The 25952-nt window shown below is 61.3% G+C and carries 20 protein-coding genes; 13 read left to right on the top strand and 7 right to left on the bottom strand.

The features are described from left to right. Window positions 1-172: 172 nt before the first annotated feature. A complete protein-coding gene (locus ACTJLB_RS14070; RefSeq protein WP_440783624.1) occupies window positions 173-1594 on the top strand; it encodes a DUF1254 domain-containing protein in 1422 nt (473 codons plus the stop codon). Between the two features lie 218 nt (window positions 1595-1812). Then, the gene (locus ACTJLB_RS14065; RefSeq protein ID WP_440783623.1) at window positions 1813-5625 is read left to right on the top strand and encodes a DUF748 domain-containing protein; all 3813 of its coding nucleotides are present in this window, start codon (window positions 1813-1815) and stop codon (window positions 5623-5625) included. 34 nt (window positions 5626-5659) lie between these two features. Here the strand turns inward: ACTJLB_RS14065 and pdxR are convergent, their stop codons facing one another. Then, window positions 5660-7207 carry a MocR-like pyridoxine biosynthesis transcription factor PdxR gene (pdxR, locus tag ACTJLB_RS14060; RefSeq protein WP_310069856.1) on the bottom strand — a complete coding sequence of 516 codons (1548 nt, stop codon included), beginning with the start codon at window positions 7205-7207 and terminating at the stop codon, window positions 5660-5662. Window positions 7208-7335: 128 nt separating this feature from the next. Here pdxR and ACTJLB_RS14055 point away from each other — a divergent pair, with 128 nt between their 5' ends. From ACTJLB_RS14055 to ACTJLB_RS14020, 8 genes are all read left to right on the top strand, one after another. After that, complete coding sequence (locus ACTJLB_RS14055) at window positions 7336-8442, top strand: ABC transporter ATP-binding protein (protein ID WP_440783622.1); 1107 nt, start codon at window positions 7336-7338, stop codon at window positions 8440-8442. Window positions 8443-8546: 104 nt separating this feature from the next. After that, window positions 8547-9596, top strand: a complete 1050-nt coding sequence (locus tag ACTJLB_RS14050; protein WP_440783621.1) for an ABC transporter substrate-binding protein — start codon at window positions 8547-8549, stop codon at window positions 9594-9596. Window positions 9597-9808: 212 nt separating this feature from the next. Continuing rightward, on the top strand, window positions 9809-11086 hold the full coding sequence (locus ACTJLB_RS14045) for an ABC transporter permease (protein ID WP_440783620.1): 1278 nt from the start codon (window positions 9809-9811) through the stop codon (window positions 11084-11086). Between the two features lie 15 nt (window positions 11087-11101). Next, window positions 11102-11941, top strand: a complete 840-nt coding sequence (locus tag ACTJLB_RS14040; RefSeq protein ID WP_020071570.1) for an ABC transporter permease — start codon at window positions 11102-11104, stop codon at window positions 11939-11941. 152 nt (window positions 11942-12093) lie between these two features. Further along, window positions 12094-13155, top strand: a complete 1062-nt coding sequence (locus ACTJLB_RS14035) for an OmpA family protein (RefSeq protein WP_440783619.1) — start codon at window positions 12094-12096, stop codon at window positions 13153-13155. Between the two features lie 135 nt (window positions 13156-13290). Beyond that, the gene (locus tag ACTJLB_RS14030; protein WP_440783618.1) at window positions 13291-13926 is read left to right on the top strand and encodes a response regulator; all 636 of its coding nucleotides are present in this window, start codon (window positions 13291-13293) and stop codon (window positions 13924-13926) included. An 11-nt stretch (window positions 13927-13937) separates the two neighbouring features. Further along, the gene (locus ACTJLB_RS14025; RefSeq protein WP_440783617.1) at window positions 13938-14333 is read left to right on the top strand and encodes a hypothetical protein; all 396 of its coding nucleotides are present in this window, start codon (window positions 13938-13940) and stop codon (window positions 14331-14333) included. A gap of 725 nt (window positions 14334-15058) precedes the next feature. Further along, entirely contained in the window at window positions 15059-15286 is a 228-nt protein-coding gene (locus ACTJLB_RS14020) for a hypothetical protein (RefSeq protein ID WP_440783616.1), read from the top strand. 109 nt (window positions 15287-15395) lie between these two features. On the opposite strand, the gene acnA is transcribed toward ACTJLB_RS14020, so the two are convergent. The 6 genes from acnA to ACTJLB_RS13990 form a co-directional block, all read right to left on the bottom strand. Beyond that, window positions 15396-18113 (bottom strand): aconitate hydratase AcnA, encoded by a 2718-nt coding sequence (acnA, locus tag ACTJLB_RS14015; protein ID WP_020071576.1) that lies wholly within the window; start codon window positions 18111-18113, stop codon window positions 15396-15398. A gap of 45 nt (window positions 18114-18158) precedes the next feature. After that, window positions 18159-19610: a bifunctional 2-methylcitrate dehydratase/aconitate hydratase gene (locus ACTJLB_RS14010; RefSeq protein WP_440783615.1), complete on the bottom strand. Its 1452-nt coding sequence runs from the start codon at window positions 19608-19610 to the stop codon at window positions 18159-18161. 24 nt (window positions 19611-19634) lie between these two features. Then, the gene (locus ACTJLB_RS14005; protein WP_020071578.1) at window positions 19635-20144 is read right to left on the bottom strand and encodes a hypothetical protein; all 510 of its coding nucleotides are present in this window, start codon (window positions 20142-20144) and stop codon (window positions 19635-19637) included. 104 nt (window positions 20145-20248) lie between these two features. Next, entirely contained in the window at window positions 20249-21418 is a 1170-nt protein-coding gene (gene prpC / locus ACTJLB_RS14000; protein ID WP_440783614.1) for a bifunctional 2-methylcitrate synthase/citrate synthase, read from the bottom strand. 25 nt (window positions 21419-21443) lie between these two features. Then, on the bottom strand, window positions 21444-22442 hold the full coding sequence (locus tag ACTJLB_RS13995; RefSeq protein WP_440783613.1) for an HpcH/HpaI aldolase/citrate lyase family protein: 999 nt from the start codon (window positions 22440-22442) through the stop codon (window positions 21444-21446). Window positions 22443-22646: 204 nt separating this feature from the next. After that, window positions 22647-23630, bottom strand: a complete 984-nt coding sequence (locus ACTJLB_RS13990) for a malate dehydrogenase (protein ID WP_408488384.1) — start codon at window positions 23628-23630, stop codon at window positions 22647-22649. A gap of 592 nt (window positions 23631-24222) precedes the next feature. Between ACTJLB_RS13990 and ACTJLB_RS13985 the strand changes: the two genes are divergently transcribed. The 3 genes from ACTJLB_RS13985 to sdhD form a co-directional block, all read left to right on the top strand. After that, window positions 24223-25023 carry a GntR family transcriptional regulator gene (locus tag ACTJLB_RS13985; protein WP_204523395.1) on the top strand — a complete coding sequence of 267 codons (801 nt, stop codon included), beginning with the start codon at window positions 24223-24225 and terminating at the stop codon, window positions 25021-25023. Window positions 25024-25178: 155 nt separating this feature from the next. Continuing rightward, window positions 25179-25592, top strand: a complete 414-nt coding sequence (gene sdhC / locus ACTJLB_RS13980) for a succinate dehydrogenase, cytochrome b556 subunit (RefSeq protein ID WP_440783612.1) — start codon at window positions 25179-25181, stop codon at window positions 25590-25592. A gap of 4 nt (window positions 25593-25596) precedes the next feature. Next, the coding region (sdhD, locus tag ACTJLB_RS13975; RefSeq protein WP_440783611.1) for a succinate dehydrogenase, hydrophobic membrane anchor protein at window positions 25597-25952 on the top strand (356 nt) is incomplete at its 3' end.

Below are 25952 nucleotides of genomic sequence, written 5' to 3'. Positions count from 1 at the left end.
AAAATGCTATTCACGCCTTTGCGCTTGCCTGAGAAGCGCGGATACGATACAACGCGATGTTGTCGGCGATGCGACGCGGACTGGCTGCGCTGGGTTTTGGGAGACCGCGCGAGCACCGTTGCGCTCGCGCCGGCGTCTCCCTTTTGGACAGCATGTTCCGCCCACTGAACGAATGATAAAAAATCGCCGAGCACTGTTTTCGAATTACTGTACCTGCGTATCCGTCGCGGGCCTCGCATTCCTCACCGGTTGTGCGTCGACGCCTTCCACGACGCAAAAATCCACTGGCTGGATCAAGGACGAAGTCGCCGACTCATACGTGTTCGGCTATCCGTTGGTACTGATGGGCGTCGCACGCGACGCGGCAGTCGGCACCGACCCCGGCCGGGCGCCGCTCAATACGCTGCGCCATGCGCAGGCGCTGCCGCCCATCGGCGCGGCCAATCCAATGCAGCCGAGCCTCGATACGCTGGATTCGACCGGCTGGCTGGATGTCGGCGCGGAACCCGTGATCATCGCGCTGCCTGATTCGCATGGCCGCTACGTCGACGCTCGTGTGCTCGACATGTGGACCAACGTGGTCTGGTCGACGAACGATCAGTTCGCCACCCGCGCGGCAGGCATCAAGGCTCAAGCCATCGCCTTCGTCGGACCGGGTTGGCAGGGCGATCTGCCGAAAAACGTGAAGCGCGTCGATGTGCCGACCCGCAACGCATGGGTGAGCGTGCGCATCCAGTCGAACGGCAGCCGTGATCTGACCGCGGTTCGCAAGCTGCAACGGGCGATCCGCGTCGCGCCGCTTTCCGTCTATGTGGGCGACGCGCGTTCGGCGTCGATTACGCCGCCGCGTAGCAGTGCCGATGCCGCCGCGTCCGCGAATGCGTCGGGCACGCCTGCCGCGCAAGTCGCAGCGCTCGACGCGAATGGCTTCTTCAACCGGCTCGCGCAGGCCCTGGCCGACAACCCGCCGGAGCCTGCCGATCCGCATGCGCTGAAAATCCTCTCCGACCTTGGTGTGACGCCGGACCAGCCCGTCAAGCTGCCTGGCGCATCGGAGGCAATTGCAGCCGGGCTCGCCGACGGTCACGAACGCGTGGTCACGCCGCCGTCGAACTTGCTGACCGGAAATGGCTGGAGCTGGTTCGGCGATGGCGTGGGCAACTACGGCCCCGACTACGCACTGCGCGCATACGCCGCCTACGCGCAGCCCGGCATCGGCACCAAAGACGACGAAGTGCGAGCGGTCGTCACTCAGGACAGCGACGGTCACGCACTCAACGGTGCGAATCGCTACGTGATTCACTTTGAGCCGAATCAGTTGCCGCCGGTGCGCGGCTTCTGGTCGATCACCGCTTACACGAAAGACGGCGCCCTCGGCGAAAGTGCGCCGGCGCGTATTGCGGTGGGCGATCGCAACGGCGCGCGCCGCAATCGCGACGGATCGCTCGACGTGACCGTGTCGTCCACGCGCGGCAAGGGCGGCAACTGGCTGCCGGCGCCGCGCGCGGATCTGCAACTGGTGCTGCGTTTGTACGCGCCGAAGCCTCAAGCCACCGACGGCACCTGGCAACCGCCGGCCGTCGTGCGTCAGTAATTCGCACGAGTCTGCTGCACGCTGGTCCGGGAGATTCGAAGGCCGATCAGCGCGTCCGTCACTGCAGCATATGAGTGACGGACGCGCGGCTCTATCGCGCGAGCAATTGTGTAAGCTCAGCTTACATTTATATCCCACGAAAGATTCACGACTTATACTGCCGCTTGCGGGATTTTCGTTTAGCGGCGGGCTTGCCGCCGCATTACCCAAAACCGAGCATGGCAAGCATTAATAAAGCATCATTCGCCTCTTCCATGCGGACCATGCGCGACGTCGCGCAATCGCGGCGCACAAGGCGCGTCATCACAGGTCTGCTGATCTTCATCGTATTGTTCGGTCTGCTGGGCTTTTTCGCGGCGCCGCCGCTGATTCGCCACATCGCCGAACAGCAACTCAGCAAGCAGCTCGACCGGCCCGCAACTATCGGCCGCATTGCGCTCAATCCCTACACGCTCAAACTGGAAGCCGACCGCGTACATATCGGCGAACGCGGCGGTGCCGGCAATTTCGTGGATATCGAGCGGCTCATCGTGCAGCCGTCGTGGAGTTCGCTGTTTCGCGCAGCGCCGATTATTGACGAAGTTCAGCTCGACTCGCCGCGTTTCCATGTGGTTCGCTACGACGCGCAGCGCTTTAATTTCACCGATCTGATCGAGAAGTTTTCGAAGCAGCCGAGCACGCCAGATACCAAGCCGACGCTCTTTTCTGTATCGAACATTCGTCTCGAGAACGGCCAGATCACATTCGACGACAAACTGCTCGGCGCCACCCACGTAATCGATCAATGGAAGCTCGGCATTCCGTTTATCGCTACGTTGCCTTCAAAAACCGATATCTTCGTCGAGCCGTTGCTGCGCGCGCGGATCGACGGCAGTCCGCTTGCCATCGACGGCAAGACGAAGCCGTTCTCTGCGTCGCGTGAGTCGGAGGTGTCGTTGCGCTTCGACGGGCTAGACGTCCCGCGCCTGATCTCATACGTGCCGACAAAGCTGCCTGTGATCGTGCAGTCGGGCAAGCTGTCTACCGATCTGAAACTGAACTTCGTCATGTCGAACGACGCGCCGACGCTGCGCGTCGCCGGCACCGTCGATCTGAACGACGTGAACGTGCAGGACCCGGGCAAGGCGCCGTTTTTTGCTGCGCGCGCCGTGCATGTCGCCGCGCGCACGCTCGAACCGCTGAAAAGCGTCTACCAGTTCGACGATATTCGTATCGACGCGCCAAGCGCAAATCTCGCGCGTGACAGAAGCGGCGTGCTGAGCGTGGAGCGGATGTTCGCACCCGCGCCGGCCGCTGCAAAAGCGGTAGCTGAGTCGGCGAGCGCGCCGGCGGCGGCATCGAGCGCAAGCGATGCGAACAGTGCCGCAAAGACCGACGCCACGAAAGACGCCGCGAAGCCTGCACCGCCGCTCGATCTCTCGATCAAACGCTTTGTGCTCAATGACGGTACGGTGAACGTGCGAGACGAAGCCGCGTCGCGCCCCGTCGACGTCGGTCTGGAAAAGCTCGCTGTCACGCTGACCGATTTTTCCACGCTGGCCACCGCGCCCGCGCATTACACGCTGAATACCGACCTGAAGCGCAGCGGCGGTTCGCTCGGCCTGGCCGGCGCATTGAGCCTCGCCGCTAAGACCGCGAGCGCGAAGCTCGACGTCAAGTCATTGAATTTGCCGCTGCTGCAACCGTATCTCGACGCCGCAACCACTGCGCAAGTGACGGACGGCGCGCTTTCTACGACGGCGAATATCGGCGCGAACTGGTCAAAGTCGCCGGCTGCCGTGATGATCGCGGATACGCAACTCGATATGCGTTCATTGAAAGTGGCGGCGCGCGGCGGTAGAGAGCCGCTCATCGCGCTAGCCCAAGGCAGCGTGAAGGTCAAGCAGGTGGACCTGAATGCCCGCACGGCCGACGTCACGAGTGTCGACACAACAGGCCTTGCAGTCGACGTGCAACGCCTGAAAGACGGCAGCATCAACCTTGCGTCGCTCGGGGCGGCTCATGAAGCCGAGCCGACGCGCACGGCGATTCATGCGGCGAAGAAAGCACAAGCCGAAGGACCGGCGTGGCGCTACAAGATCGGCGAACTGAATGTCAAGGACGCCACAGCCAATTTCACTGACAACACCACGCCGCAGCCGGTGAAACTGGGCATCACGCCGCTGCAGTTGAAAGTGCAGCAGATCAGCAACGACCTTGGCCGCCCGCTGCCGGTCGAACTGCAAGCCACGCTGAATGGGAAAGGCACGCTCGACCTCAAGGGCGACGTTACCGCAACGCCGCTGAAAGTCGCCGTCAAGGTGAACGCGAACCGGCTCGACGCGGCGGCTTTCGAACCGTATTTCGGCAGCAGGTTGAACGCTGCGATCGCGAGCGCGCTGCTGAATGCCAGCGGCGATCTTGCGTTGAGCCAGGCGAAGTCGTTGAAGGCGAGTTATCGCGGCGACGTTGCGCTTGTCGACGTTCGGATGCTCGACAAGGCAACCTCGGACCCGTTCGCGGGATGGCGGTCGCTCGCGCTGTCGAAGCTGAAAGCGGATTACGACGAGCACGGCACGTCGGTGGACGCGGAGCGCGTCACCTTCACAAGGTTCTATGGACGCGTGCTGCTCGACGCACAAGGCAAGCTGAATCTCACCGACGTGGTCGCGCACGAAAGCGGCGCAGCGCAGTCGCTTACGCGCGACAAGAACAACAAGGGCGGTGCCGAACCGGTGCCGTTGACGCCGCCCACGGCGTCGGCTGTCGTCAACTCGTCGGCGCCGGTGGTGGCCTCCGCGTCTGCGCCTGCGTCGTCCGCTGCGCCGGCGACAGTGACGGCCGCGACACCTCCGCAAAATCCGGTCAAGCTGCATTTCGGCCAACTTGTCTTGCAGCAAGGCCGTGTAACGTACACCGATAACTTCATCAAGCCGAACTACACGGCGAACCTAGTCGGCATCCAAGGCACGGTAGGCGCGTTCGGCACACAGTCGACCACGTCTGCGCCTGTTGAGATCGCGGCGAAGCTGGCGGCCAACGGTCCGCTGTCCATTCGCGGCACGGTCAATCCGCTGATTGCGAAGCCGGCGCTCGATCTGACCGCAAGCGCGCACGACATCGAACTGACTAATCTCACGCCGTATTCCGCGAAATATGCCGGATACCCGATCACCAAGGGCAAGTTGAACGTCGATTTGCATTACAAGCTCGAGAACGATCAGCTGAACGCGGACAACCATTTGTTCATTGATCAGCTGACGTTCGGCGATCACGTCGAAAACGACACGGCGACCAAACTGCCGGTGCGGCTCGCCATTTCGCTGCTGAAGAATTCGCGCGGCGAAATCGACGTGAATCTACCCGTGTCAGGCTCGTTGTCGAATCCCGAGTTCAGCATTGGCGGGCTGATCTGGCATGCGGTGCTCAATCTGCTGCAAAAGGCGGTCACCGCGCCGTTCTCGCTGATTGCCCATGCGTTCGGCGGAAGTGGCGAAGAGTTGGGCTATGTGGAATTCGAACCGGGCTCGGCGCAGCTCTCGGAAGACGACAACAAGAAGCTCGACACGATTGTGAAGGCGCTCGGCTCCAAACCGTCGATCAAAATGGACCTGATCGGCCGCGTGGATCCGAAACTCGACGAGCCCGCATTGCGCGCGCGCTATGTGGACCGCCTCGTCAAACAGCAGAAAATCAAGGACGTAGTGGGCAATGGCCAGAGCGTGGACTTGTCGAGCGTCACCGTCGATGCGAAGGAATACGACAAGTACCTGACCAAGGCTTATAAATCCGCGGACTTCAAGAAGCCGCGCAATTTCGTCGGCCTGACGAAGAGCATGCCCGACGACGACATGAAGAGCGCGCTCGCGGCCAACGCGCCGATCGACGAGGCCAGCTTGCGGCAGCTCGCGCAACAGCGGGCGCAGAGCGTGCAGCAGTATCTGGACGGCAAGATCGACAGCAGCCGCGTGTTTATCGTCGCACCGAAGCTCGACGCAGACGGCATCAACGACAAAGGTGCGACCACACGAGTCGATTTTGGGCTGAAGTAAGCGACGCCTTCGCCCGCTCCCCCTTGCATCGCTCTCAGGCCGCGCGCGTCGGCTTCTTCAGCGCCGTCTGCTCGATCACGCGCGCGAGTGTGTCGAACGCAGGTCCGATCTTTTCGTTCGGCACGCACGCGTAGCCGAGCAGCAGTCCGCGCATGGCGGGCGGATCGCTGCTGTAGTAGCTCGCGAGCGGCCGCACGATCACGCCGGCGTCGAACGCTGCCGCCGTGACCGCGCGATCGTCGGCATGATCGGGCAGTCCGAGCACGAGATGCAAACCGGCCTCGTCGCCCATGACGGGCAGTTCGGTGCCGAACCGCGCCGTAATCGCATCGATCAGAATCTGCCGGCGCTCACCGTATAACGCTCGCATTCGCCGGACATGCGAGGTGAGATGACCGTCCATGATGAAGTCTGTCATTACCGCCTGCTGCATCAACTGACCTTCGCGATAAAGCTCGGCGATGCCCATACGGAATGTATCGACGAGATGCTCCGGCGCGATCATGTAGCCCATGCGCAAGCCGGGAAACAGCATCTTGCCGAGACTGCCGACGTAGATCACCTGACCTGCGTCGTCGAGACCTTGCAGCGACGCTAGCGGCCGGCTGCCGTAGCGAAACTCGCTGTCGTAGTCGTCTTCGATGATCCACACGTTGTGCTGGCGCGCGTATTCGAGCAGCGTGCGGCGGCGCGCGAGGCTCATCACCATTCCAAGCGGATACTGATGCGACGGCGTGACCAGCGCGAGACGCGGCGGCTGCTGCAAATCCTGCTCGCGCGGATTGAGGCCTTCTTCGTCGACCGGCACCGGAACGAGTGTGATTCCCGACGACTGCAGCACGCTGCGCGCCCCCCAATAGCACGGCTCTTCGACCCACGCGCGGTCGCCGACGTCGGTCAGCAATCGAACCGCGAGATCGATGGATTGGTGAATACCCGTAGTGATGATGATCTGGTCCGGCGTGCAATTCACCGAACGCGCGACCCGCAAATAGTCGGACAACGCGCGGCGCAGCGGCCGGTAGCCGCCGCCCGGCGCATAGGTCAGCAGATCGGGATTGGCTTCTTTCCACAAGCGCGCTTGCAGGCGGCTCCAGGTTCGCGCCGGAAATTCGGCGACGTCGGGCACGCCCGGCATGAACGCGCCCCACTGTTTTGCAGACACGCCCGCTTGACCGATCAGGCGCCGGCCGCGATTGGACAGATCGTTCAGATCCCGCTTTGCCGTCTTGCCTGCAACCGCGACCGGCTTGCCTTCCGAGTCCACCGCCGTGACCGCTGGCTTGCGCCGCGCGTTGACGGCGGCTGTGTCCGGCTGCGTGTCGGCGACATACGTCCCGCTGCCCGTGGTCGAGATCACATAGCCTTCGGCGGTAAGCTGGTCGTACACGTGCAGCACCGTATTGCGCGCGATACCGAGGTCTTCGGCGAGCGTCCGCGAGCTTGGCAGCTTGGTGCCCGGCGGCAACTGGCCGGCGAGGATCGCCTGCTGCATCAACCGCAAAGTCTGCCGGTAGATCGGCTCGGCGGCCGCGCGATCAAGCCTGGCGGCGAGCCAATCCGACAAGATGATCGTATCCAAGTGGTTCTATCCGGAATAATGAAATGGTTCCATATTGTAGAACCGTAACGGTCTATAGTGGGCCACGCAATCGATGCAAGCCCGCTTATCGAAGGCAGCCGGCCGGACAGGCAGAGGAGACTACGGCGATGAAAACGGATGAAGTGATCGTCAGCTTTCGAGGCGTGCGCAAGACGTACGACGGCGAAACGCTGGTCGTCAAACAACTGGATCTGGACATCTATCAGGGCGAATTCCTGACGCTGCTCGGGCCGTCGGGTTCCGGCAAAACAACCTGCCTGATGATGCTCGCGGGTTTCGAATTTCCCACCGGCGGCGAGATCTGGCTCGACGGCACGTTGCTCAATACCGTGCCGCCCCACAAGCGCAACATCGGCATGGTGTTTCAGAACTATGCGTTGTTTCCGCATCTGACAGTCGAGCAGAACGTCGCGTATCCGCTGACGGTGCGCAAGCTATCGGCTGACGAGCGTGCTCATCGCACCAACAACGCGCTGAAGATGGTGCGCATGGAGAGCTTCGCGAAGCGGTATCCGGCGCAGCTTTCCGGCGGACAGCAGCAGCGCATCGCGCTCGCGCGGGCGCTCGTGTTCGAGCCCAAACTCGTGCTGATGGATGAACCGCTCGGCGCACTCGACAAGCAGTTGCGCGAACACATGCAGTACGAACTGAAGTCGCTGCACGAGAAGCTCGGCGTGACGTTCGTGTATGTCACCCACGATCAGGGCGAGGCGCTGACCATGTCCGATCGCGTCGCCGTGTTCGACAAAGGCATCGTGCAGCAGCTCGACACCGTGGACCGCCTGTACGAATCGCCGTGCAACGAGTTCGTCGCAAACTTCATCGGCGACAGCAACAAGCTGCGCGGCACGATTGCAAACGTGGACGGCGAGTATTGCGAGTTTCACCTCGTCGACGGTACGCGGCTGACTGGCCGCAACATCGGCGGCGCGCGCGCGGGCACGCCGGCAGTTGCGTGCATCCGTCCTGAACGCATGAAGCTGGCGAGTCACGGCATCGGCGCGCCGCGGGCGGGTGCCAATGCGCTCAGCGGCGAAGCGCGCGGACTCATCTATTTTGGCGACCACGTGCGCATGCGTTGCGGCTTGCCGCAACAGGACGAGTGCTTCGTCAAGGTGCCGCTCGGCACCGATGCGCTCAATACGTTCGCACCTGGCTCACCCGTCGCACTCGAGTTTGCGCCCGAGCATCTGCGGGTATTCGCGGGGGCGTGATTGCGTGAAACGCGCGCATGATTGCATGAGAAGAGCGGTCAGCAGCACATAAAAAAGTTGCATGAATGATGCTTGAAACCACCACCAAAGGAGAGCAACACACCATGAGCAAGATCGGGAAATCGCGCTGCGCCGTCGCTGTCGGTGCTGTGGCGCTCGCGCTCGGCGCGGCGCAGGTCAATGCGGCCGAACTGACGGTCGTGAATTTCGGCGGCGCGAACGGGGACGCACAAAAGGCGGCCTTCAACCAGCCGTTCGAATCGCAGAGCGGCAGCAAGGTGACCGCTGTCGAATACAACGGTGAGCAGGCCAAGGTCAAGGCGATGGTCGAGGCCAAGCACGTGAACTGGGACGTGGTGGAGGTCGAATCGGGCGACATCGGCCGAGGTTGTGACGAAGGTCTTTACGAGAAGCTCGACTGGTCGAAGATCGGCAAGAAATCGGATCTGATTCCGGAGGCGCCGCAAACTTGTGGCGTCGGCTTTTTCGTGTGGTCGACGGCGCTCGCCTATAACGCCGACAAGCTGAAGACTGCGCCGTCGGGCTGGGCCGACTTCTGGGACGTGAAGAAGATCCCCGGCAAGCGCGCGATGCGCAAGGGCGCGCGTTACAACCTCGAATTTGCGTTGATGGCCGACGGTGTTGCACCGAAAGACGTGTACAAGGTGCTGGCGACCAAGGAAGGTCAGGACCGCGCATTCAAGAAGCTCGACGAGTTGAAGCCGAACATCCAGTGGTGGGAAGCGGGCGCGCAGCCGCCGCAATTCCTCGTGGCCGGGGACGTGGTGATGTCGACGGCGTACAACGGCCGGATCGATGCCGCGCAGAAAGAAGGCAAGAACCTGAAGGTCGTGTGGAATGGCAGCATTTATGACCTCGACTATTGGGGGATTCCGAAGGGCTCGCCGAACAAGGCGCTCGCCGAGAAGTACATCGCCTTTACGATTTCGTCGAAGCCGCAGCAGGACTACGCGCACCACATCGCCTATGGTCCGGTGAACGTGGCGGCGATCAAGGCGCTCGACGCGAAGACGCTTGCGAACCTGCCGAACTCGCCGGCCAACGGCAAGAACGCGGTTCTGCAGAATTTGTCGTTCTGGACGGATCATGGCGACGAACTGGAGCAGCGTTTTTCGTCGTGGGCTTCGAAGTAGGAAGCGGGTCATGTGAAGAAGCGCGCGCAGGGGTGGGTTCGGCGCGCGTGGGTTTTAGTGCATGGGACGGCAGTAAGTGCTAAAGCGCTAACTGCCGTCGACAGCTTTGCATGGGACGGCAGTGAGCGCTAAAGCACTAACTGCCGTCGACAGCTCTGCATGGGACGGCAGTAAATGCTAAAGCACTAACTGCCGTCGACAGGAGAACGGGTGTGACTACGATGACGATCGCCGCCGATTCGACGCCGGAATCGACCGGCCGGCTCAAGCGTGAACTGAAGGCCGCGGAAGCGAAAAAGCGCGCCACAGCGCTGCTGCTTATCGCGCCGCTTGCGATTTTTCTGCTGCTGATCTTCGTCGTGCCGATCGGCGCATTGCTGACGCGTGCCGCGCAGAATCCGGAAGTCGTGAACGCGCTGCCACATACGCTCAGCGCTCTGAGCACCTGGGATCGCAAGACGCCGCCGCCCGATGCCGCATACGCCGCGTTGGCGACCGATCTCACCGCGATCGCCGACAGCGATGGCATGGGCGCCCTCGCGCGACGGCTCAACGTGGAGATTCCAGGCTATCGGTCGCTCGTTGCCAAGTCGGCGCGCGCCATGCCGTTCGTCGACGACAACAACAAGCCGTTGCAACTATCTCCCGCCCAGTTCCACGCGAAGTTCGCCGAACTGGACGAACGCTGGAGCAACATTGCGTACTGGCAAGCCATCGCGAAGAACGGCAGCCCGTATTCGCCGTTTTATCTCCTCGCTTCGCTTGACCACAAGCAGGACGCGTTCGGCCATATCATCCCGACCGATCCCGACCAGCAGATCTATCTCGCCGTTTTCAGCCGTACTTTCGTGATCGGCGCGACAGTCACGCTGTTTGCGCTGCTGCTTGGTTACCCCCTTGCTTACTGGATTTCGACGCTGCCCGAGCGTCGCGCGAATCTCGTGATGATTCTCGTGCTGATTCCGTTCTGGACATCGATCCTGGTCCGCGTCGCCGCATGGATCGTGATCTTGCAGAGCGAAGGGCTCGTGAACAAAGCGCTGATCGGCAGCGGTTTGTTGCACGATCCGCTGGCGCTGCTGTTTAACCGCACGGGAGTGTACATATCGATGACGCACATCCTGCTGCCGTTCATGATCCTGCCGCTTTATAGCGTGATGAAGTCCATTCCGCCCACGTATCAACGCGCGGCGGTCTCGCTCGGCAGTCATCCGTTCGCCGCATTCTGGCGTGTGTATGTGCCGCAGACTTATCCGGGCATCGGCGCAGGCGCGTTGCTGGTTTTCATTCTGGCCATTGGCTACTACATCACACCGGCGCTGCTTGGTGGACCGAACGACCAGATGGTCAGCTACTACGTCGCGTACTTCACCAACGTGACGATCAACTGGGGCATGGCATGCGCGCTCGGCGGGCTGCTGCTTGCCGCCACGCTCGTGCTGTATGCGATCTACGGACGCTTCACGCGCTCATCGCTGAGCCTTGGCTGAACGGAGCCCACCGCCATGAAACTCGCCAAGCCCCTTTTTGCGCCACACACGTCGCTGGTTGAGCGCGTATGGTATTTCGCGTTGCGCGCGCTCGCCGTGCTCACGCTGCTGTACCTGATTCTGCCCGTGCTCGCGATCGTGCCGCTGTCGTTTTCATCGAGTACTTTTCTGGTATATCCGATTCCGGGCTGGTCGCTGCGCTGGTATCAGAATCTGATTGCGTCTGATGAGTGGCGCATGGCGGCTAAGAATAGTTTTATCGTTGCGCCGTCCGCGACGGTAGTCGCGACCGTGCTGGGCACGCTTGCAGCAATCGGGCTCACCAAGGCGAATTTCCGCGGCAAGGGGTTGCTCATGGCAATCCTCATTTCGCCGATGATCGTGCCGGTGGTCGTGGTGGGCGTCGGCATGTATCTGTTCTTCGCGCCGCTCGGTCTCGCCAATACGTATATCGGTCTGATTCTCGCGCACGCGTCGCTCGGTGTGCCGTTCGTCGTGACGACGGTGGCCGCGACGCTGCAGGGTTTCAACTACAACCTCGTGCGCGCGAGTCTGTCGCTGGGTGCGAATCCGGTGAAGACGTTCTTCCGCATCACGCTGCCTGTGATTGCGCCGGGTGTGATCTCAGGGGCACTGTTCGCGTTCGCGACATCGTTCGATGAAGTCGTCGTCACGCTGTTTCTCGCGGGCGCCGATCAGACGACGCTGCCGCGACAGATGTTCACCGGCATCCGCGAAAATATCAGCCCGACTATTGCGGCGCTCGCCACCATCCTGATTGTCTTTTCGACGTGCCTGTTGCTGGCGCTCGAGTGGCTTCGTGGCCGCAACGCGGCGCGGGCGATCAGGGCGTAAGCGCGGGCCGGCGTGTATCGCCAGGTTCATTGAGGCAGCACGCCATTCGACAACTCTTGACATTGTTCTAAGATTCATCCCATTCCGTGGGCTTGTCCGTCTCGTCATACTTTTATCCCTCGATAAGAAGATGCGCGAGACGCAGACATTTAATGAAAACCCCGCTAACCGTGCTTGTGTGCGCGCTGACGCTGACAGCTTGCGCGGACCACGCCGCGCGCGCACGGCTCGGCATCCAGGATTCCACTCTGCTCAGATCCGGCGTTGGCGCCTCGCAAGACGAGGCCGCAGGCGCCGCCAACCCGCAATGGGTCCAAACCTACGCAATTGTCCATAACGGCGCTTCGGCGCTGGCCTCGTTGCAAGCGCGACTCGACCGCATGCCGCCGCAACCGAACGATTACTTTCGCGCGAAGGCGCAATGCTGGATCAACGCTGCTCAACAAACGCGGCAGGCTGGCGACCTTTGGGGTTTCGTCGAAGAAGCCATCGGCGAGGCGGCGGTCATCACCATAGGTCTTGAAAGCGGCAAGCCGGTATCCGCTGCTAATCCTGCACTGCGCACCGTGTCCACTGTGCGTCCCGATCTTTGGCAGATCGTCAATACCATCAAGTCGGATCCCGCCGTCGCGTCGTGTCACGAGGCGCAACCGCCGCTGGCGTGCGCCGAAGTAGAGCTCATGCAAGCTGGACACGACGCATGGATGCGAAGCTTCTCCAATGCCGAAAAGCGTCTGCCAGATATTCAGGACAACTTGCGTAAGTCAGCTGAAAGGGTGTTGCAATGCAAGCGGGACGTCGCCACCAGTGCAGCGGCGCCGAGTGCAAAATCGCCCAGGACAGTCACGTTACGCGCCGATGCTTTGTTCCGTTTCAACGGCAGCAACGACGTCGAGATGCTGCCCGCCGGACGACGCGCGCTTGACGCAGTGGCTCGCGGTTTAAAGACCGATGCGGCGCCTGGCGGTTTGACAATCACCGGCTACAGCGACCGTCTCGGCGACACCGCGCGTAATCAGAGCTTGTCACTGCAACGTGCAGAAACGGTAGCGCGGTATCTGCGCACTCGCGGCGTAACCTCGCCGATTGCGACTCGCGGCCTCGCCAGCGCAAATCAACTGGTCGAGTGCCGACAGACCAGGCGTGATGATCTGGTGCGGTGTCTCGCGCCGAATCGCCGCGTGGAGATCGAGCTCGTCGTTGCCGCTCCCTAACGTGCCTTTGTATCGCCGCCGGACGGCTTAGTTCATCACGCATGTGGCGCGACGGCAGCAGACGGCCGCAATGGTCTGCAAGGGCCGTGATGGGCCGCAACCGGCATTGGATGTTTTTCAGGAGGAACGCAACACATGTCAACTATTCTGATTATCGACGACCACCCCGCGTTTCGGATGATCGTCAGGTTGCAGCTAATGCAATTGCTGAGCGTCGAACAAGTGATCGAGGCGGACAACGGACAGACCGCCGTCGAAATGGCTCGCCAGCACAAGCCCGACCTCGTCATACTGGACCTCGACATTCCGCGTATCAGCGGACTTGACGTCATTCCGCGGCTCAAACTTGCACATCCGTCGATCCGCGTGATGGTGCTGTCGGGGCACGACCCGGCCACTTTCGCGCCGCGCGCAATGCGCTCGGGCGTTCATGGCTTTGTCGGTAAATCGCAGGAGATGAAGGAGATCATGCGCGGAGTGGAAGCGGTGCTTGCCGGCTACACCGTATTTCCGGTCGCGCCCGACGGCGCGACCATTACACCGGGCGTGTCGCCGACCGGTGATGAGGGCAGAATCATGTTGCTCTCCGACAAGGAACTGGTCATTTTGCAGATGCTTTCGAAGGGCATGTCGAACAAGGCGATCGGCGACGCGCTGTTCATGAGCGACAAAACAGTGAGCACCTACAAGGGCCGCATTCAGGAGAAACTTGGGCTGTCGTCGCTGGCGGCGTTGATTGAGTTCGCATCGTTGCACAAGTTGGTCGACTAGATTCTTGCGGTATGGATAAGACGAATTTCAACTGTGCTTTCGAGCCCGTCGAGCTTTCTGAGCCGACGGAGCCTTTTGATCCCGGCTATCTCGACGCGCTCGCGGACGAAGGCATCGCTCTCGACGCGTTTCTGAACGGCTGGTGTCGAGCGATGCGTGACGATCTCGGCCGCCTCAGCGACCTACGTTGCGAACTCGAATCGGCGCAATTGCCGGCCTTGCTGCACAGAGTGAGTGGCGCAGTGGGTCTCGTGGGCGCACAGCATTTAATGCACGCACTGCGGCACGCGAGTACCTCGCTGTCTCAGCGCAATGCCGGCTCCATTGACGCACTCGTAGCGCGTGGAAGGACTTTGATCGCGCAACTGGAAGCGGCGTCTTATCCACACCGGAACACATCATCATGAATAGGCCACTGGCCTTGATACAGGGCGCTCTGGCGCTTCCCAGTACACGCCCGCTGTCGGGTCTGCCACCGCCTTTCGGCTCGTGGCGGCGGTCGACGTCGCACAGACAGCAATGCGCCCCTCAAGCGGCGATCCCGGGCGTGCCGCGATATGCAGCATCTGCGAACCGTCGCGGTCGAATTCCGCAGAACCCAAGAATTCTGTTCCTCTACAAGCTGCCGCAGCGGCGAGACGATCCGCATCGGTTCGATGAACAATTGGCTGAAGCGAAACGTTACCTCCAGGCAGATCACACACGGCCGAGGTCGTCACGGTCGGACCATATTCTGAGCGCGGCCATCTTCGTGAGTTGCAGCATAGCGCTCGCCTGGCTACTCGCGACATGTTCCACACACGAAGTCGCCGGCAGCTTTGAACCGGCGGCGAGACCGTCTACCGCGGCGATACAAGCCGGCCCCGTCATAGTGAATCCGTTAGCGAATGTTCGGCCCGAGTTGGCCCAAACCGCGTCAGAAGCAGTAGAAACGCATTCAACGATTACGCACGCGTTGTCGTCAGTAAAGGCTGCGTCGCCGGATGCCGTGCATCCTGTCGAGACGCCAAGCTTGTCCCAGCGCGCGGAGTCGCAACGGTCAGCGAACAAGTCCCGCCATACCGTCGCGGCTGACCGCGTCGCGAAGCTCCGTCAAGCGACTGCACGGTTGAGTCGTCCTATCGAATCTCCGGTGCGCCTCTCTTTGTCGAGCCAGCCGGGAACGGCTACATCGCAATCGTCTGCGAACGACTCCGCCGAGCGCGCCGCGTTGCGCGATTGGGCTGTGCAGCAGCGGCGCGCAAATGTCAGTGTGCGTGCAAGTGGGCCTGCGCCGGGCGACATCGACTGGAACGCGCACATGACGCAGCGCCGGATCACCGACAACCCGGCGGCGTTCCAGGCGGGCCACTCACAGTAATAATCGACGAAAAAAAAGCCCGACCAAGGTCGGGCTTTGAAAGTCGGCTGCGCCCTCCACAGGACGCAGCCCCTGCAAAACAGCCAAGCTGTTTGCGTTGCCGCGATGCTTAAGCGGCCAGCAGCGAACGCAGTACGAACGGCAGAATACCGCCGTGCTTGTAGTAGTCCACTTCGATCGGCGTGTCGATACGCAGCAGCACCGGAACGCGTTTCTCGCTGCCGTCCTTGCCGCGGATCACGAGCGTCACTTCCTGCTGCGGCTTGAAGTCTGCGCCGAGGCCTTCGATGTCGTACGTTTCTTCGCCGGTGATGCCGAGCGACTGCACGCTATCCGAGCCCTTGAACTGCAGCGGCAGAACGCCCATGCCGACCAGGTTCGAACGGTGGATCCGCTCGAAGCTGCGTGCGACCACGGCCTTCACGCCCAGCAATTGCGTGCCCTTTGCAGCCCAGTCACGCGACGAACCGGTGCCGTACTCTTCACCTGCAAACACGATGGTCGGCGTGCCGGCGTCGATGTACTTCATCGCTGCGTCGTAGATCGACAGCTGTTCGCCGCTCGGCTGATGAATCGTCAGACCGCCTTCCACGCGCGAGCCGTCTGCCTTCGCCGGGATCATCAGGTTCTTGATCCGGACGTTCGCGAACGTGCCGCGCATCATCACGTCGTGGTTGCCGCGGCGCGAGCCGTAGCTGTTGAAATCGGCCTTCTGCACGCCGTTTTCCTTCAGCCACTTGCCTGCCGGCGAGTCTTCCTTGATCGAGCCAGCCGGGCTGATGTGGTCGGTCGTGACCGAGTCACCGAAAATGCCCAACGCGCGCGCGTTTTTGACTGCCGCAATGCTGTCGGCCGGCGTCATCGAGAAATCGTTGCCGAAGAACGGCGGCTCGGCGATGTACGTCGACTTCGGCCAGTCGTAGACCTGACCTTCTTCGCCTTCGATCTTGCTCCACAGGTCGCCCTTCTTGGTCAGCGACGCGTAGTTCTTGCGGAACGCGTCCGCGTCCAGCGCAAACTTGAGCAGGTCGTTGACTTCGTCGCTGGTCGGCCAGATGTCGCCGAGGTACACGTCCTTGCCGCCTTTGCCCTTGCCGACCGGTTCGGTCATCAGGTCGCGCGTGATATTGCCGGCGATAGCGTAAGCCACGACCAGCGGCGGCGAGGCCAGGAAGTTCGCGCGGATGTTCGGGTGAATACGCGCTTCGAAGTTACGGTTGCCCGACAGAACCGCTGCCGCGACGATGTCGTTCTTCGTGATGGCTTCGTTCAGTTCCGGCGTCAGGTCGCCCGCGTTGCCGATACAGGTCGTGCAACCGTACGCAGCCAGCGTGAAGCCCAGTTTGTCCAGGTACGGCAGCAGGCCGGTTTTCGTCAGGTACTCGGTGACGATACGCGATCCCGGAGCCAGCGACGTCTTGATGTGCGGAGCGACCGTGAGGCCGGCTTCGACAGCTTTCTTCGCGAGCAGGCCGGCGGCCAGCAGCACGCTCGGGTTCGACGTGTTCGTGCACGACGTGATGGCGGCGATCAGCACGTCGCCATTCTTCACGTTGACGCCGTTGCTCGTGGTGTACTGCGCGTCCAGATCGGCTTCCTTCTTGGCAAAGCCGTTTTCTGCCACCGGCTTCGAAAACAGGTCGCTGAAGGTCGACTTCACATTGCCGATTTCGATGCGGTCTTGCGGGCGCTTCGGGCCAGCCAGCGACGGCGCGACGGTGCCGAGATCCAGCGTCACGACCTTCGTGAAGTCGATGTCGCCTTCCTTCGGAATACCGAACAGGTTCTGAGCCTTGAAGTAGTTCTGGAACGCCGAGATTTCAGCGTCCGTGCGGCCCGTGCCCTTGAAGTAGTCGATGGTTTTTTCGTCGACCGGGAAGAAGCCCATGGTCGCGCCGTATTCCGGCGCCATGTTGCCGATCGTCGCGCGGTCCGGCAGCGACAGCGAGCGCGTGCCTTCGCCGAAAAACTCGACGAACTTGCCGACAACCTTTTCCTTGCGCAGCAGTTCGGTGATGGTCAGCACCAGGTCGGTCGCCGTCACGCCTTCGCGCAGCTTGCCCTTCAGGTTCACGCCGACCACGTCCGGTGTCAGGAAGTACACCGGCTGGCCGAGCATGCCGGCTTCAGCTTCGATACCGCCCACGCCCCAGCCCACTACGCCGATACCGTTGATCATCGTGGTGTGGCTGTCGGTGCCGACCAGCGAATCCGGGTAGTACACGGTGTCCGCGCCTTCGGCCTTCTTGTGCACGCCGCGTGCGAGGTATTCGAGGTTCACCTGGTGAACGATGCCGACGCCCGGCGGCACTACCTTGAACGTGTCGAATGCCTGCATGCCCCACTTCATGAACTGGTAGCGCTCGTTGTTGCGCTGGAATTCCAGTTTCATGTTCAGGTCGAGTGCATTCTTTTCGCGGAAGTGATCGATCTGCACCGAGTGGTCAACCACCAGATCAACCGGGACCAGCGGTTCGATCGACTTCGGATTCTTGCCCACGCGTTGCGCCACGCCGCGCATTGCCGCGATGTCGGCGAGCAGCGGCACGCCGGTGAAGTCCTGCAGCACGACACGCGACACGACGAACGGAATTTCGTCGACGCGCGGAGCGGTCGGCTTCCAGTTCGCCAGTTGCGTGATGTGTTCTTCGGCGATTTTCTTGCCGTCGTAGTTACGCAGCACCGATTCCAGCACGATTCGGATCGAAACCGGCAGGCGGTCGATCTTGATGTTCAGTGCCTTGCCGAGTTGCGGCAGGGAATAGAACTTGCCTTTGCCGGAACCGCTGTCGAATTCCTTGAGCGTTTTGTGGAGGTTGTGGGCCATGGTGTTTTCCTTGGTTTGATCGCGGAACTACAGTACTTAACTTGACTAGATGACGTACAAATCGACGTACTCATTGACCGGCATGGCTTCGAGCCGTGCCTGATCCAGCGACACGTCGAGAATCGCCAGTTGTTGCTTGACCGGGAAACGGCGCGCGAGGTTGGTCTTGAACTTCTCCACCAGCAACGGAATTCCGTCTTCGCGACGACGCTTGTGACCGATCGGGTATTCGACTACGACTTCGTCGAACTTTGATCCGTCGTTGAATTCAATCGTCAGTGCATTGGCGATCGAACGCTTTTCGGGATCGTGGTAATCCTTTGTGAACTGCGGGTCTTCCACACATGCCATTTTTGCGCGCAGCACATCGATACGCGGGTCTTGCGCGACCGCGTCTTCGTAATCTGCAGCCGTCAGTCGGCCGAAGATCAGCGGCACAGCAATCATGTACTGAATGCAATGATCGCGGTCGGCCGGATTGTCGAGCGGACCTTTTTTATCGATGATGCGTAGCGCGGCTTCGTGCGTGCGGATAGTGATTTTGCGGATGTCTTCCACGCGCCTGCCTTGCAGCTGAAGCTGCGCATGTAACGACATCGCCGCTTCCACAGCGGTTTGCGCGTGAAACTCGGCCGGAAACGATATCTTGAACAGCACGTTTTCCATCACATAGGAACCGTACGGGCGCTGGAATTTGAACTCGTTGCCCTTGAAGAGCACGTCGTAAAAGCCCCACGTTTTCGCGGTCAGCACCGACGGATAGCCCATCTCGCCCGTCTTCGAAATAAGCGCGAGACGGACTGCGCGCGAGGTCGCGTCGCCCGCGGCCCACGATTTACGCGAGCCGGTGTTCGGCGCGTGGCGGTACGTGCGCAGCGCTTGCCCGTCGACGAGCGCCTGCGAGACCGCATTGATCAGCTCGTCGCGCGTGAGGCCGATCATTTGACCGACTACCGCCGTCGACGCGAGCTTTACCAGCAATACATGATCGAGCCCGACCTTGTTGAAGGAGTTTTCGAGCGCGATGCAGCCTTGAATTTCGTGCGCCTTGATCATTGCGATCAACACGTCTTTCATCGCAAGCGGCGCTTTGCCGGCTGCGATGGCAGTGCGCGAGAGCCAGTCGGCTGTCGCGAGAATTCCGCCCAGATTGTCCGACGGATGCCCCCATTCGGCGGCGAGCCAGGTGTCGTTGAAGTCGAGCCAGCGGATCATGGCCCCAATGTTGAAGGCGGCCTGAACGGGATCGAACTGAAACGACGTGCCCGGCACCTTTGCACCGTTGGGGACGATCGTGCCCGGCACGATGGGTCCCAACAGCTTGGTGCAGGCAGGGTAGGTAAGCGCCTCGAGTCCGCAGCCGAGCGTATCGATCAGACAATGACGCGCGGTTTCCAGCGCGAGCGTGCCGTCGATCTGATAATCCAGAACGTAATCGACGATATCGACCAGGACTCTGTCCGGATCGGGTCGCACGTTGGAAATCGGAGCGGACATCGGGGAGCTTTCCTGACGACGTGATTAGTTGCCGAGCTTGTTGATTGCGTTCGACTGCGTCGGGGCCGGTGCGCCCTGCGCCATCGCCGCCGTTTGGCATTCGTCGGCCAGACGCGAGCTGTCCTTGTCCTGGAACAGCATGGCCTTGGTCGGGATCACGACCAGATCCATGCCGGTTGCGGCGTCGTGGAAACGGTCTGCGCCCGTGGTGGTCGCTTCGCGCGGCAGGTTGTAGTTTTTGTTCGCCCAGTGAACCGTGACGATCTGGTCACGCTTCATGTCGCCCTTCAGTTCGAAGGCCAGACCTTCCTTGCACGACCACTTTTCCGCGCCTTCCGGTACCGGATCGACCTTGGCTTCCTTGGCGGGGTTTTCCTTACGCTTGATGAGGCGGCGCGGTTGCGGGCGCTTTGCAACAGCCTTCTTGGCAGCCGGCTTTGCGGCAGTCGCCGTTTCTGCGGCGGCGTCGGTCGCGACGGTCAACATTGTGGTGGACAGGGCGCCGACGACGGCGGCGATCAACAGCTTGTTCATGGGAGAAAACCTTTCTATCTAATTTCAGTTAAACATTGCGCGGGCTACCGGTCCTGGCGGCCGCGGGGTTGAACTGCACGCGCCTTGAAAGCGCACAGCGACCGCTATTTTCTCCTATTTAGCGGCACGTACTTCAAATTCTCAGGTCCGGTGTAATTCGCGCTCGGGCGAATGATCTTGTTGTCGAGCCGCTGCTCGATGATGTGTGCGCTCCAGCCGGCCGTGCGTGCAATGACGAAAAGCGGCGTGAACATTGCCGTGGGCACGCCCATCATGTGATACGACACGGCGCTGAACCAGTCCAGGTTGGGGAACATCTTCTTCGCTTCCCACATCACCGATTCGAGTCTTTCCGCGATGTCGAAAAGCTTGTTGTTGCCCGCTTCCTTCGAAAGCTTTTTCGCTACTTCCTTGATGACCTTGTTGCGCGGGTCCGAGATCGTGTAGACCGGGTGACCGAAGCCGATCACCACTTCCTTGTTCTCAACGCGCCGGCGGATATCGCTTTCCGCTTCGTCCGGTGTCTGGTAGCGCGACTGGATCTCGAACGCGACTTCGTTCGCGCCGCCGTGCTTCGGTCCTCGCAGCGCGCCAATTGCGCCCGTGATCGCCGAATAGATGTCAGAACCGGTGCCCGCGATCACGCGGCCCGTGAACGTCGACGCGTTGAACTCATGCTCGGCATACAGGTTCAGCGACACGTGCATTGCATCGACACACGACTTCGACGGCTCGACACCGTGCAGCAGATGCAGGAAATGGCCGCCGATCGAATCGTCGTCGGTTTCCACTTCAATGCGTTTGCCGTTGTGCGAATAGTGGTACCAGTAGAGCAGCATCGAGCCGAGCGACGCCATCAGTTTGTCGGCGATATCGCGCGCGCCGGGCAGGTTGTGATCGTCCTTCTCCGGCAGCACGGTGCCGAGCACCGAGACGCCGGTGCGCATCACGTCCATTGGATGCGCGGCAGCGGGAATCCATTCGAGCGCGGCCTTCACATTGGCGGGCAGGCCGCGCAACGCCTTGAGCTTCGTCTTGTAGGCGGTGAGTTCGGCCTGTGTCGGCAGTTTTTCGTGCACGAGCAGATACGCGATCTCCTCGAACTCGCAATTGCCCGCGATGTCGAGAATGTCGTAGCCGCGGTAGTGCAGATCGTTGCCGGTCTTGCCGACCGTGCAGAGTGCCGTGTTGCCCGCGGTGACGCCGGACAGCGCGACGGATTTCTTCGGTTTAAAGCCGCCTTGTGCGCCGGCGGATTGCGTTGTCTCGCTCATCTCCCGCACTCTCCTGTTTGTTTGCTCATTGCACTGCTTCCCCGAAAAGCGGCGCTGCATCTTGCGGAACGGCCCGGCCAGTAGATTGCGCCCGACGCAGCACCGACCAGTAATAGCGGTAGCTCGCGCGGTCATGCAACGTGTCGCGATAGCGCGTGGGTCCCCATTGGGCGGACTGCGCGGCCAGCAGAATTTCGGTGGCGATGGCGATTTCTTCGTCGCGTGGCGCGAACGCGGCCACGATTACCTCGACCTGCGCAGGGTGAATGCTCCACATGCGCGTGTAGCCGAACTCGTTGCGTGCGCGTGCCGCGTCGTTTGCAACCACGCTCATATCGCGCACTTCAGTGCTGACGTTGTGCGACGGCACCTTACCGTACGCATGGCACGCGGCGGAAATTTCGAGCTTGGCCCGGCGCACCAGCGGATGATCGAACTGCCCAGGCGAGCGCATTGCGGTATCGGGGATCGCGCCGTCGTGCGCGGAAACAAAGTCCATCAGACCGAAGCTCAACGCTTCGACACCGGGCAACGCGGCAAGATCGAACACACGCGTCAGCGCACCGTGTGTTTCAACCAGCAATTGCACTGGCACTGCTCTGGCGACGCCAAGCTCGCGCCGCGTGGCCTCGATAAACGCGACCATTTCGGCGGCGTCGGGTACGTTGCGGATCTTGGGCAGGGTGATGTAGGCGGGCGCACGCTTTGCCGCACGCAGAATCAGGCGGACGTCGTCGCGCCAGTGCGGGTGGTCGAAGCCGTGAATCCGTACTCCGACGCGGCCGAAGCGGTCATGCTCGCTGCCGAGCAGCGACGCGACCAGTTCCGCGTGCTCCGCTTCGCGACCGACCTGCGCGCCGTCTTCGCAGTCGAGCGTGATGTCGAACACCGGGCCCAGTTGCTGCTGCAACGCGAGCGATTTCAGCATCAGCTTTTCGCTGCCGGCGTAGTGGTCGCAGGCAGGCAACACAGCGGGCGGCACTTCGCCGTCAAACAGCACTTCGGCGGGTGTGAGGGCGCGCATCTTCGGCGTCAGGAGCGTGGGCTTTTGTTGAGGGAAAACCGATTCGGGCGCGTTCTATCCGAGCGTACAGGCAGGCAAAACGCGTTCGAATCAGGTGCGAACCGCGCGAAGCGCCAGATTGGCTCGCTTCGCTCGGTTTGCACGAAAAAAACCGGAACCCGCTGCGATGAAGCTACGGAGTTCCGGTTGTTCTGCATCAGGTGCTTAGCCGAGCAGATGCTGAACGCCTTCGCGCTCTTCCAGCAATTCCTGCAACGTGGCGTCCATCTTCTCGCGCGAGAACGCGTCGATTTCCAGACCTTCCACGCGCTTGTATTCGCCGTTTTCGCAGACCACCGGCACACCGTAGATGATGTCTTCAGGAATGCCGTACGAACCGTCCGACGGGACACCCATGGTGACCCACTTGCCGTTCGTGCCGAGCACCCAGTCGCGAACGTGGTCGATTGCAGCATTAGCCGCCGACGCTGCCGACGACGAACCGCGTGCCTCGATAATCGCCGCGCCGCGCTTGCCGACGGTCGGGATGAACGTGTTGCGATTCCATTCGTCGTCGTTGATCAGCTTGGTCAGGCTCTGGCCTTCTGCGGTTGCGAAGCGGAAGTCAGGGTACATGGTCGGCGAGTGATTGCCCCACACAGCCAGCTTTTCGATCGAAGCGACCGGCTTGCCCGACTTCGCGGCCAGCTGCGACAGCGCGCGGTTGTGGTCCAAACGCAGCATGGCGGTGAAGTTCTTCTTCGGCAAATCGGGTGCCGACTTCATCGCGATGTAGGCGTTGGTGTTGGCCGGGTTGCCGACCACCAGCACCTTCACGTCGCGGCTCGCGACTTCGTTCAGCGCCTTACCCTGAACTGTGAAGATTTCAGCGTTGGCCGACAGCAGGTCCTTACGCTCCATGCCCTTCGAACGCGGACGTGCGCCGACCAGCAGGGCGACGTCAGCGTCCTTGAATGCGACCTTGGGGTCGTCCGTGATCACGACGCCCGACAGCAGCGGGAATGCGCAATCATCCAGTTCCATCACGACGCCTTTGACGGCGCCTTGCGCTTGCGGCAGGTCGAGCAGTTGCAGCACAACCGGCTGGTCCTTACCGAGCAGATCACCATTGGCGATGCGGAACAGCAGGGAGTAAGCAATTTGACCTGCGGCGCCGGTGACGGCAACGCGCTTTGCGGGCTTAGCCATTGAGAAATCTCCAGGACGATGCGTTAGACGCTAGGGAAAACGCCATTCTATATGCGCGTTCCTCGAAGCGTTGTGAAACACGGCGGAATTCAGTGTTTGCGGACGCCCGCTGTCAGCCCATGAATTGCGGACCGACCGCGGCGCTGCGCCAAGACCGCGATGCCGGAAACCTGTACTGCCGAGCGCTCTCAAGCCGCCGTTTCGCGGCTGGTCCGGCCCGCACGCGAAAACTTGCGGGCGGCCCGGTATTTCTCTGAGAGGGCGGGGGCGGACCAGCGAGGCGCCGCGTAGCCGCTGCACCCGTGCGGCTCCTGCAAACAGCGCGTTTCGGCGAGCGTCTGGCCAACGAATGGCGGCGAATCGAAACCTGGACTGCGTGGGAACAGCATGGTGCAGAGTGGCTGCCGGTGCGTCGCGGCGCTGCGAAACGAATGCAGATCGCAACTGCCAAAAAAACCCGCAAACCCTTGCTCTACAAGGAGTGTAGGAGTCGGCAGACGCAAAGTCAACCTTATCTTATGTCTTATATAAGACACATCTATTGCCGGGGAAACGCTGGACGCGGCCCAGCCCTTTATGATGAAATGCGCGCATGAATTCCAACCCGGCCAACACCACGAATCCGAACGGTCAAACGGCCGCTGGCGAAGGTGTATCCGCGAACGTCCCCGCTGCGTCGCCCACTTTTAGCCCTCTGTATCAGCAGATCAAGGGGCTGATAACGCAGAGCCTCGAAAGCGGCGAATGGAAGCCCGGCGAGATCATTCCTAGTGAAGTCGAATTAGCGGCCAGATACAAGGTCAGCCAGGGCACGGTGCGCAAAGCGATCGACGAACTTGCCGCCGAGAATCTCCTCGTGCGCCGTCAGGGCAAAGGCACGTTTGTTGCGACGCACAACGAGGATCGTGCGCAGTTTCGCTTTCTCCGGTTACTGGCTGATGACGGCGCCGAGCATCCGCACGTGAGCCGGCTGCTCGAATGCCGGCGTCTGCGGGCGTCCGCGGAAATCGCGCGGCAACTCGATCTGAAGCCGGCCGATCCCGTAGTTCTGATCAAGCGTCTGCTGCAGTTCGACGGCGAAGTTACGGTACTCGACGAAATCTGGCTGCCTGGTGCCGTATTTCGCGGACTGACGCTCGAGCGGCTCTCGGAGTACAAGGGTCCCCTGTACGCGATGTTCGAGACGGAATTCGGCACGCGCATGATCCGCGCTACGGAGAAAATCCGCGCGGTCGCGGCGGAGCCGTCGGTGGCCGATCTGCTGCACGTGCCGGCGGGTTTCCCGCTGCTGTCGGTGGAGCGCGTCTCCTATACCTACGGTGACAGGCCGGTGGAAGTCCGGCGAGGTTGGTATGTCACAACCGGGTATTACTATCAGAACGATCTGAGCTGAATCGGGCTGAATGAAGGCGTGGCATCTCGTGCGCGCGCCTTTTGACGGTGCCTTTATTGCGCGTGCTGCAACGGACCTGTCGGGGTTTTCGCTGCAGCGCGATATGAAAAGGCGCTAAAATTGCGGATTAGTGTGACTACAAGTAGGGGTCTAGCATGGCTGAAGCCGTAAAAAAACCGAGGCCGGAATTCCGGAACATCGGTATCGGGCAGATATTGACGGCGTATCGCCTGCCGCTTGCAGGGCGCGTGTCGATTCTTCATCGCTTGAGCGGTGGTCTGCTGTTTGTTTTCCTTCCGTTCCTGCTGTACCTCTTCGACCAGAGCCTGACCTCCGAACTGAGCTTCGAGGTCTTCAAGGGCTTTCTCTCCAACATCATCGTCAAGCTCATCACGCTGGTGCTGGCCTGGGCGTTCCTGTTCCACTTTTGCGCCGGCATCCGTCACCTCGTGATGGACACGCACCGCGCGGTCAACAAGGAAGGCGGCAGGCAGACCTCCATCGTCGTGTTCGTCGTGTCCTCGCTTCTCACGCTCGCCTTCGCGGCGAAACTCTTCGGAGCATTCTAAAAAAATGGCAGCCCCTAACCGAATCGGTCCGAAGCGTCTGGTCGTCGGCGCGCACTACGGTCTGCGCGACTGGCTCGCACAACGCATCACCGCGGTCGTGATGGCCGTCTACACGGTGATCCTGCTCGCGTGGTTCTTCGGCGCGCGCGACTTCTCCTACGAAGGCTGGGCCTCGATCTTCGCCACCCAGTGGATGAAGCTGGCCACCTTCGTCACGCTGCTCTCGCTGTTCTATCACGCATGGGTCGGCATCCGCGACATCTGGATGGACTATGTGAAGCCCGTGGGCATGCGCCTGTTCCTGCAGGCGCTGACCATCGTCTGGCTGCTCGCGTGCGCGGGCTACGCTGCGCAGATTCT

The organism is Paraburkholderia sp. 22098, from assembly GCF_052045935.1.
GTDB classification, from domain to species: domain Bacteria; phylum Pseudomonadota; class Gammaproteobacteria; order Burkholderiales; family Burkholderiaceae; genus Paraburkholderia; species Paraburkholderia caledonica.
Note: the sequence above shows the minus strand (reverse complement) of the source record. Positions and strands in the feature narration are given on the sequence as shown.

Bases quoted from the DNA above. Each gene is read 5' to 3' on its own strand.
- ACTJLB_RS14055 (WP_440783622.1), top strand. From the start codon at position 7,336: ATGAAAACGGATGAAGTGATCGTCAGCTTTCGAGGCGTGCGCAAGACG.
- ACTJLB_RS13995 (WP_440783613.1), bottom strand. From the start codon at position 22,442: ATGCGCGCCCTCACACCCGCCGAAGTGCTGTTTGACGGCGAAGTGCCG.
- ACTJLB_RS14005 (WP_020071578.1), bottom strand. From the start codon at position 20,144: ATGAACAAGCTGTTGATCGCCGCCGTCGTCGGCGCCCTGTCCACCACA.
- sdhC (WP_440783612.1), top strand. From the start codon at position 25,179: ATGGCTGAAGCCGTAAAAAAACCGAGGCCGGAATTCCGGAACATCGGT.
- ACTJLB_RS14025 (WP_440783617.1), top strand. From the start codon at position 13,938: ATGGATAAGACGAATTTCAACTGTGCTTTCGAGCCCGTCGAGCTTTCT.
- ACTJLB_RS14040 (WP_020071570.1), top strand. From the start codon at position 11,102: ATGAAACTCGCCAAGCCCCTTTTTGCGCCACACACGTCGCTGGTTGAG.
- ACTJLB_RS13985 (WP_204523395.1), top strand. From the start codon at position 24,223: ATGAATTCCAACCCGGCCAACACCACGAATCCGAACGGTCAAACGGCC.
- ACTJLB_RS14065 (WP_440783623.1), top strand. From the start codon at position 1,813: ATGGCAAGCATTAATAAAGCATCATTCGCCTCTTCCATGCGGACCATG.
- ACTJLB_RS14010 (WP_440783615.1), bottom strand. From the start codon at position 19,610: ATGTCCGCTCCGATTTCCAACGTGCGACCCGATCCGGACAGAGTCCTG.
- ACTJLB_RS14030 (WP_440783618.1), top strand. From the start codon at position 13,291: ATGTCAACTATTCTGATTATCGACGACCACCCCGCGTTTCGGATGATC.
- ACTJLB_RS14050 (WP_440783621.1), top strand. From the start codon at position 8,547: ATGAGCAAGATCGGGAAATCGCGCTGCGCCGTCGCTGTCGGTGCTGTG.
- prpC (WP_440783614.1), bottom strand. From the start codon at position 21,418: ATGAGCGAGACAACGCAATCCGCCGGCGCACAAGGCGGCTTTAAACCG.
- acnA (WP_020071576.1), bottom strand. From the start codon at position 18,113: ATGGCCCACAACCTCCACAAAACGCTCAAGGAATTCGACAGCGGTTCC.
- ACTJLB_RS14070 (WP_440783624.1), top strand. From the start codon at position 173: ATGATAAAAAATCGCCGAGCACTGTTTTCGAATTACTGTACCTGCGTA.
- ACTJLB_RS14035 (WP_440783619.1), top strand. From the start codon at position 12,094: ATGAAAACCCCGCTAACCGTGCTTGTGTGCGCGCTGACGCTGACAGCT.
- ACTJLB_RS13990 (WP_408488384.1), bottom strand. From the start codon at position 23,630: ATGGCTAAGCCCGCAAAGCGCGTTGCCGTCACCGGCGCCGCAGGTCAA.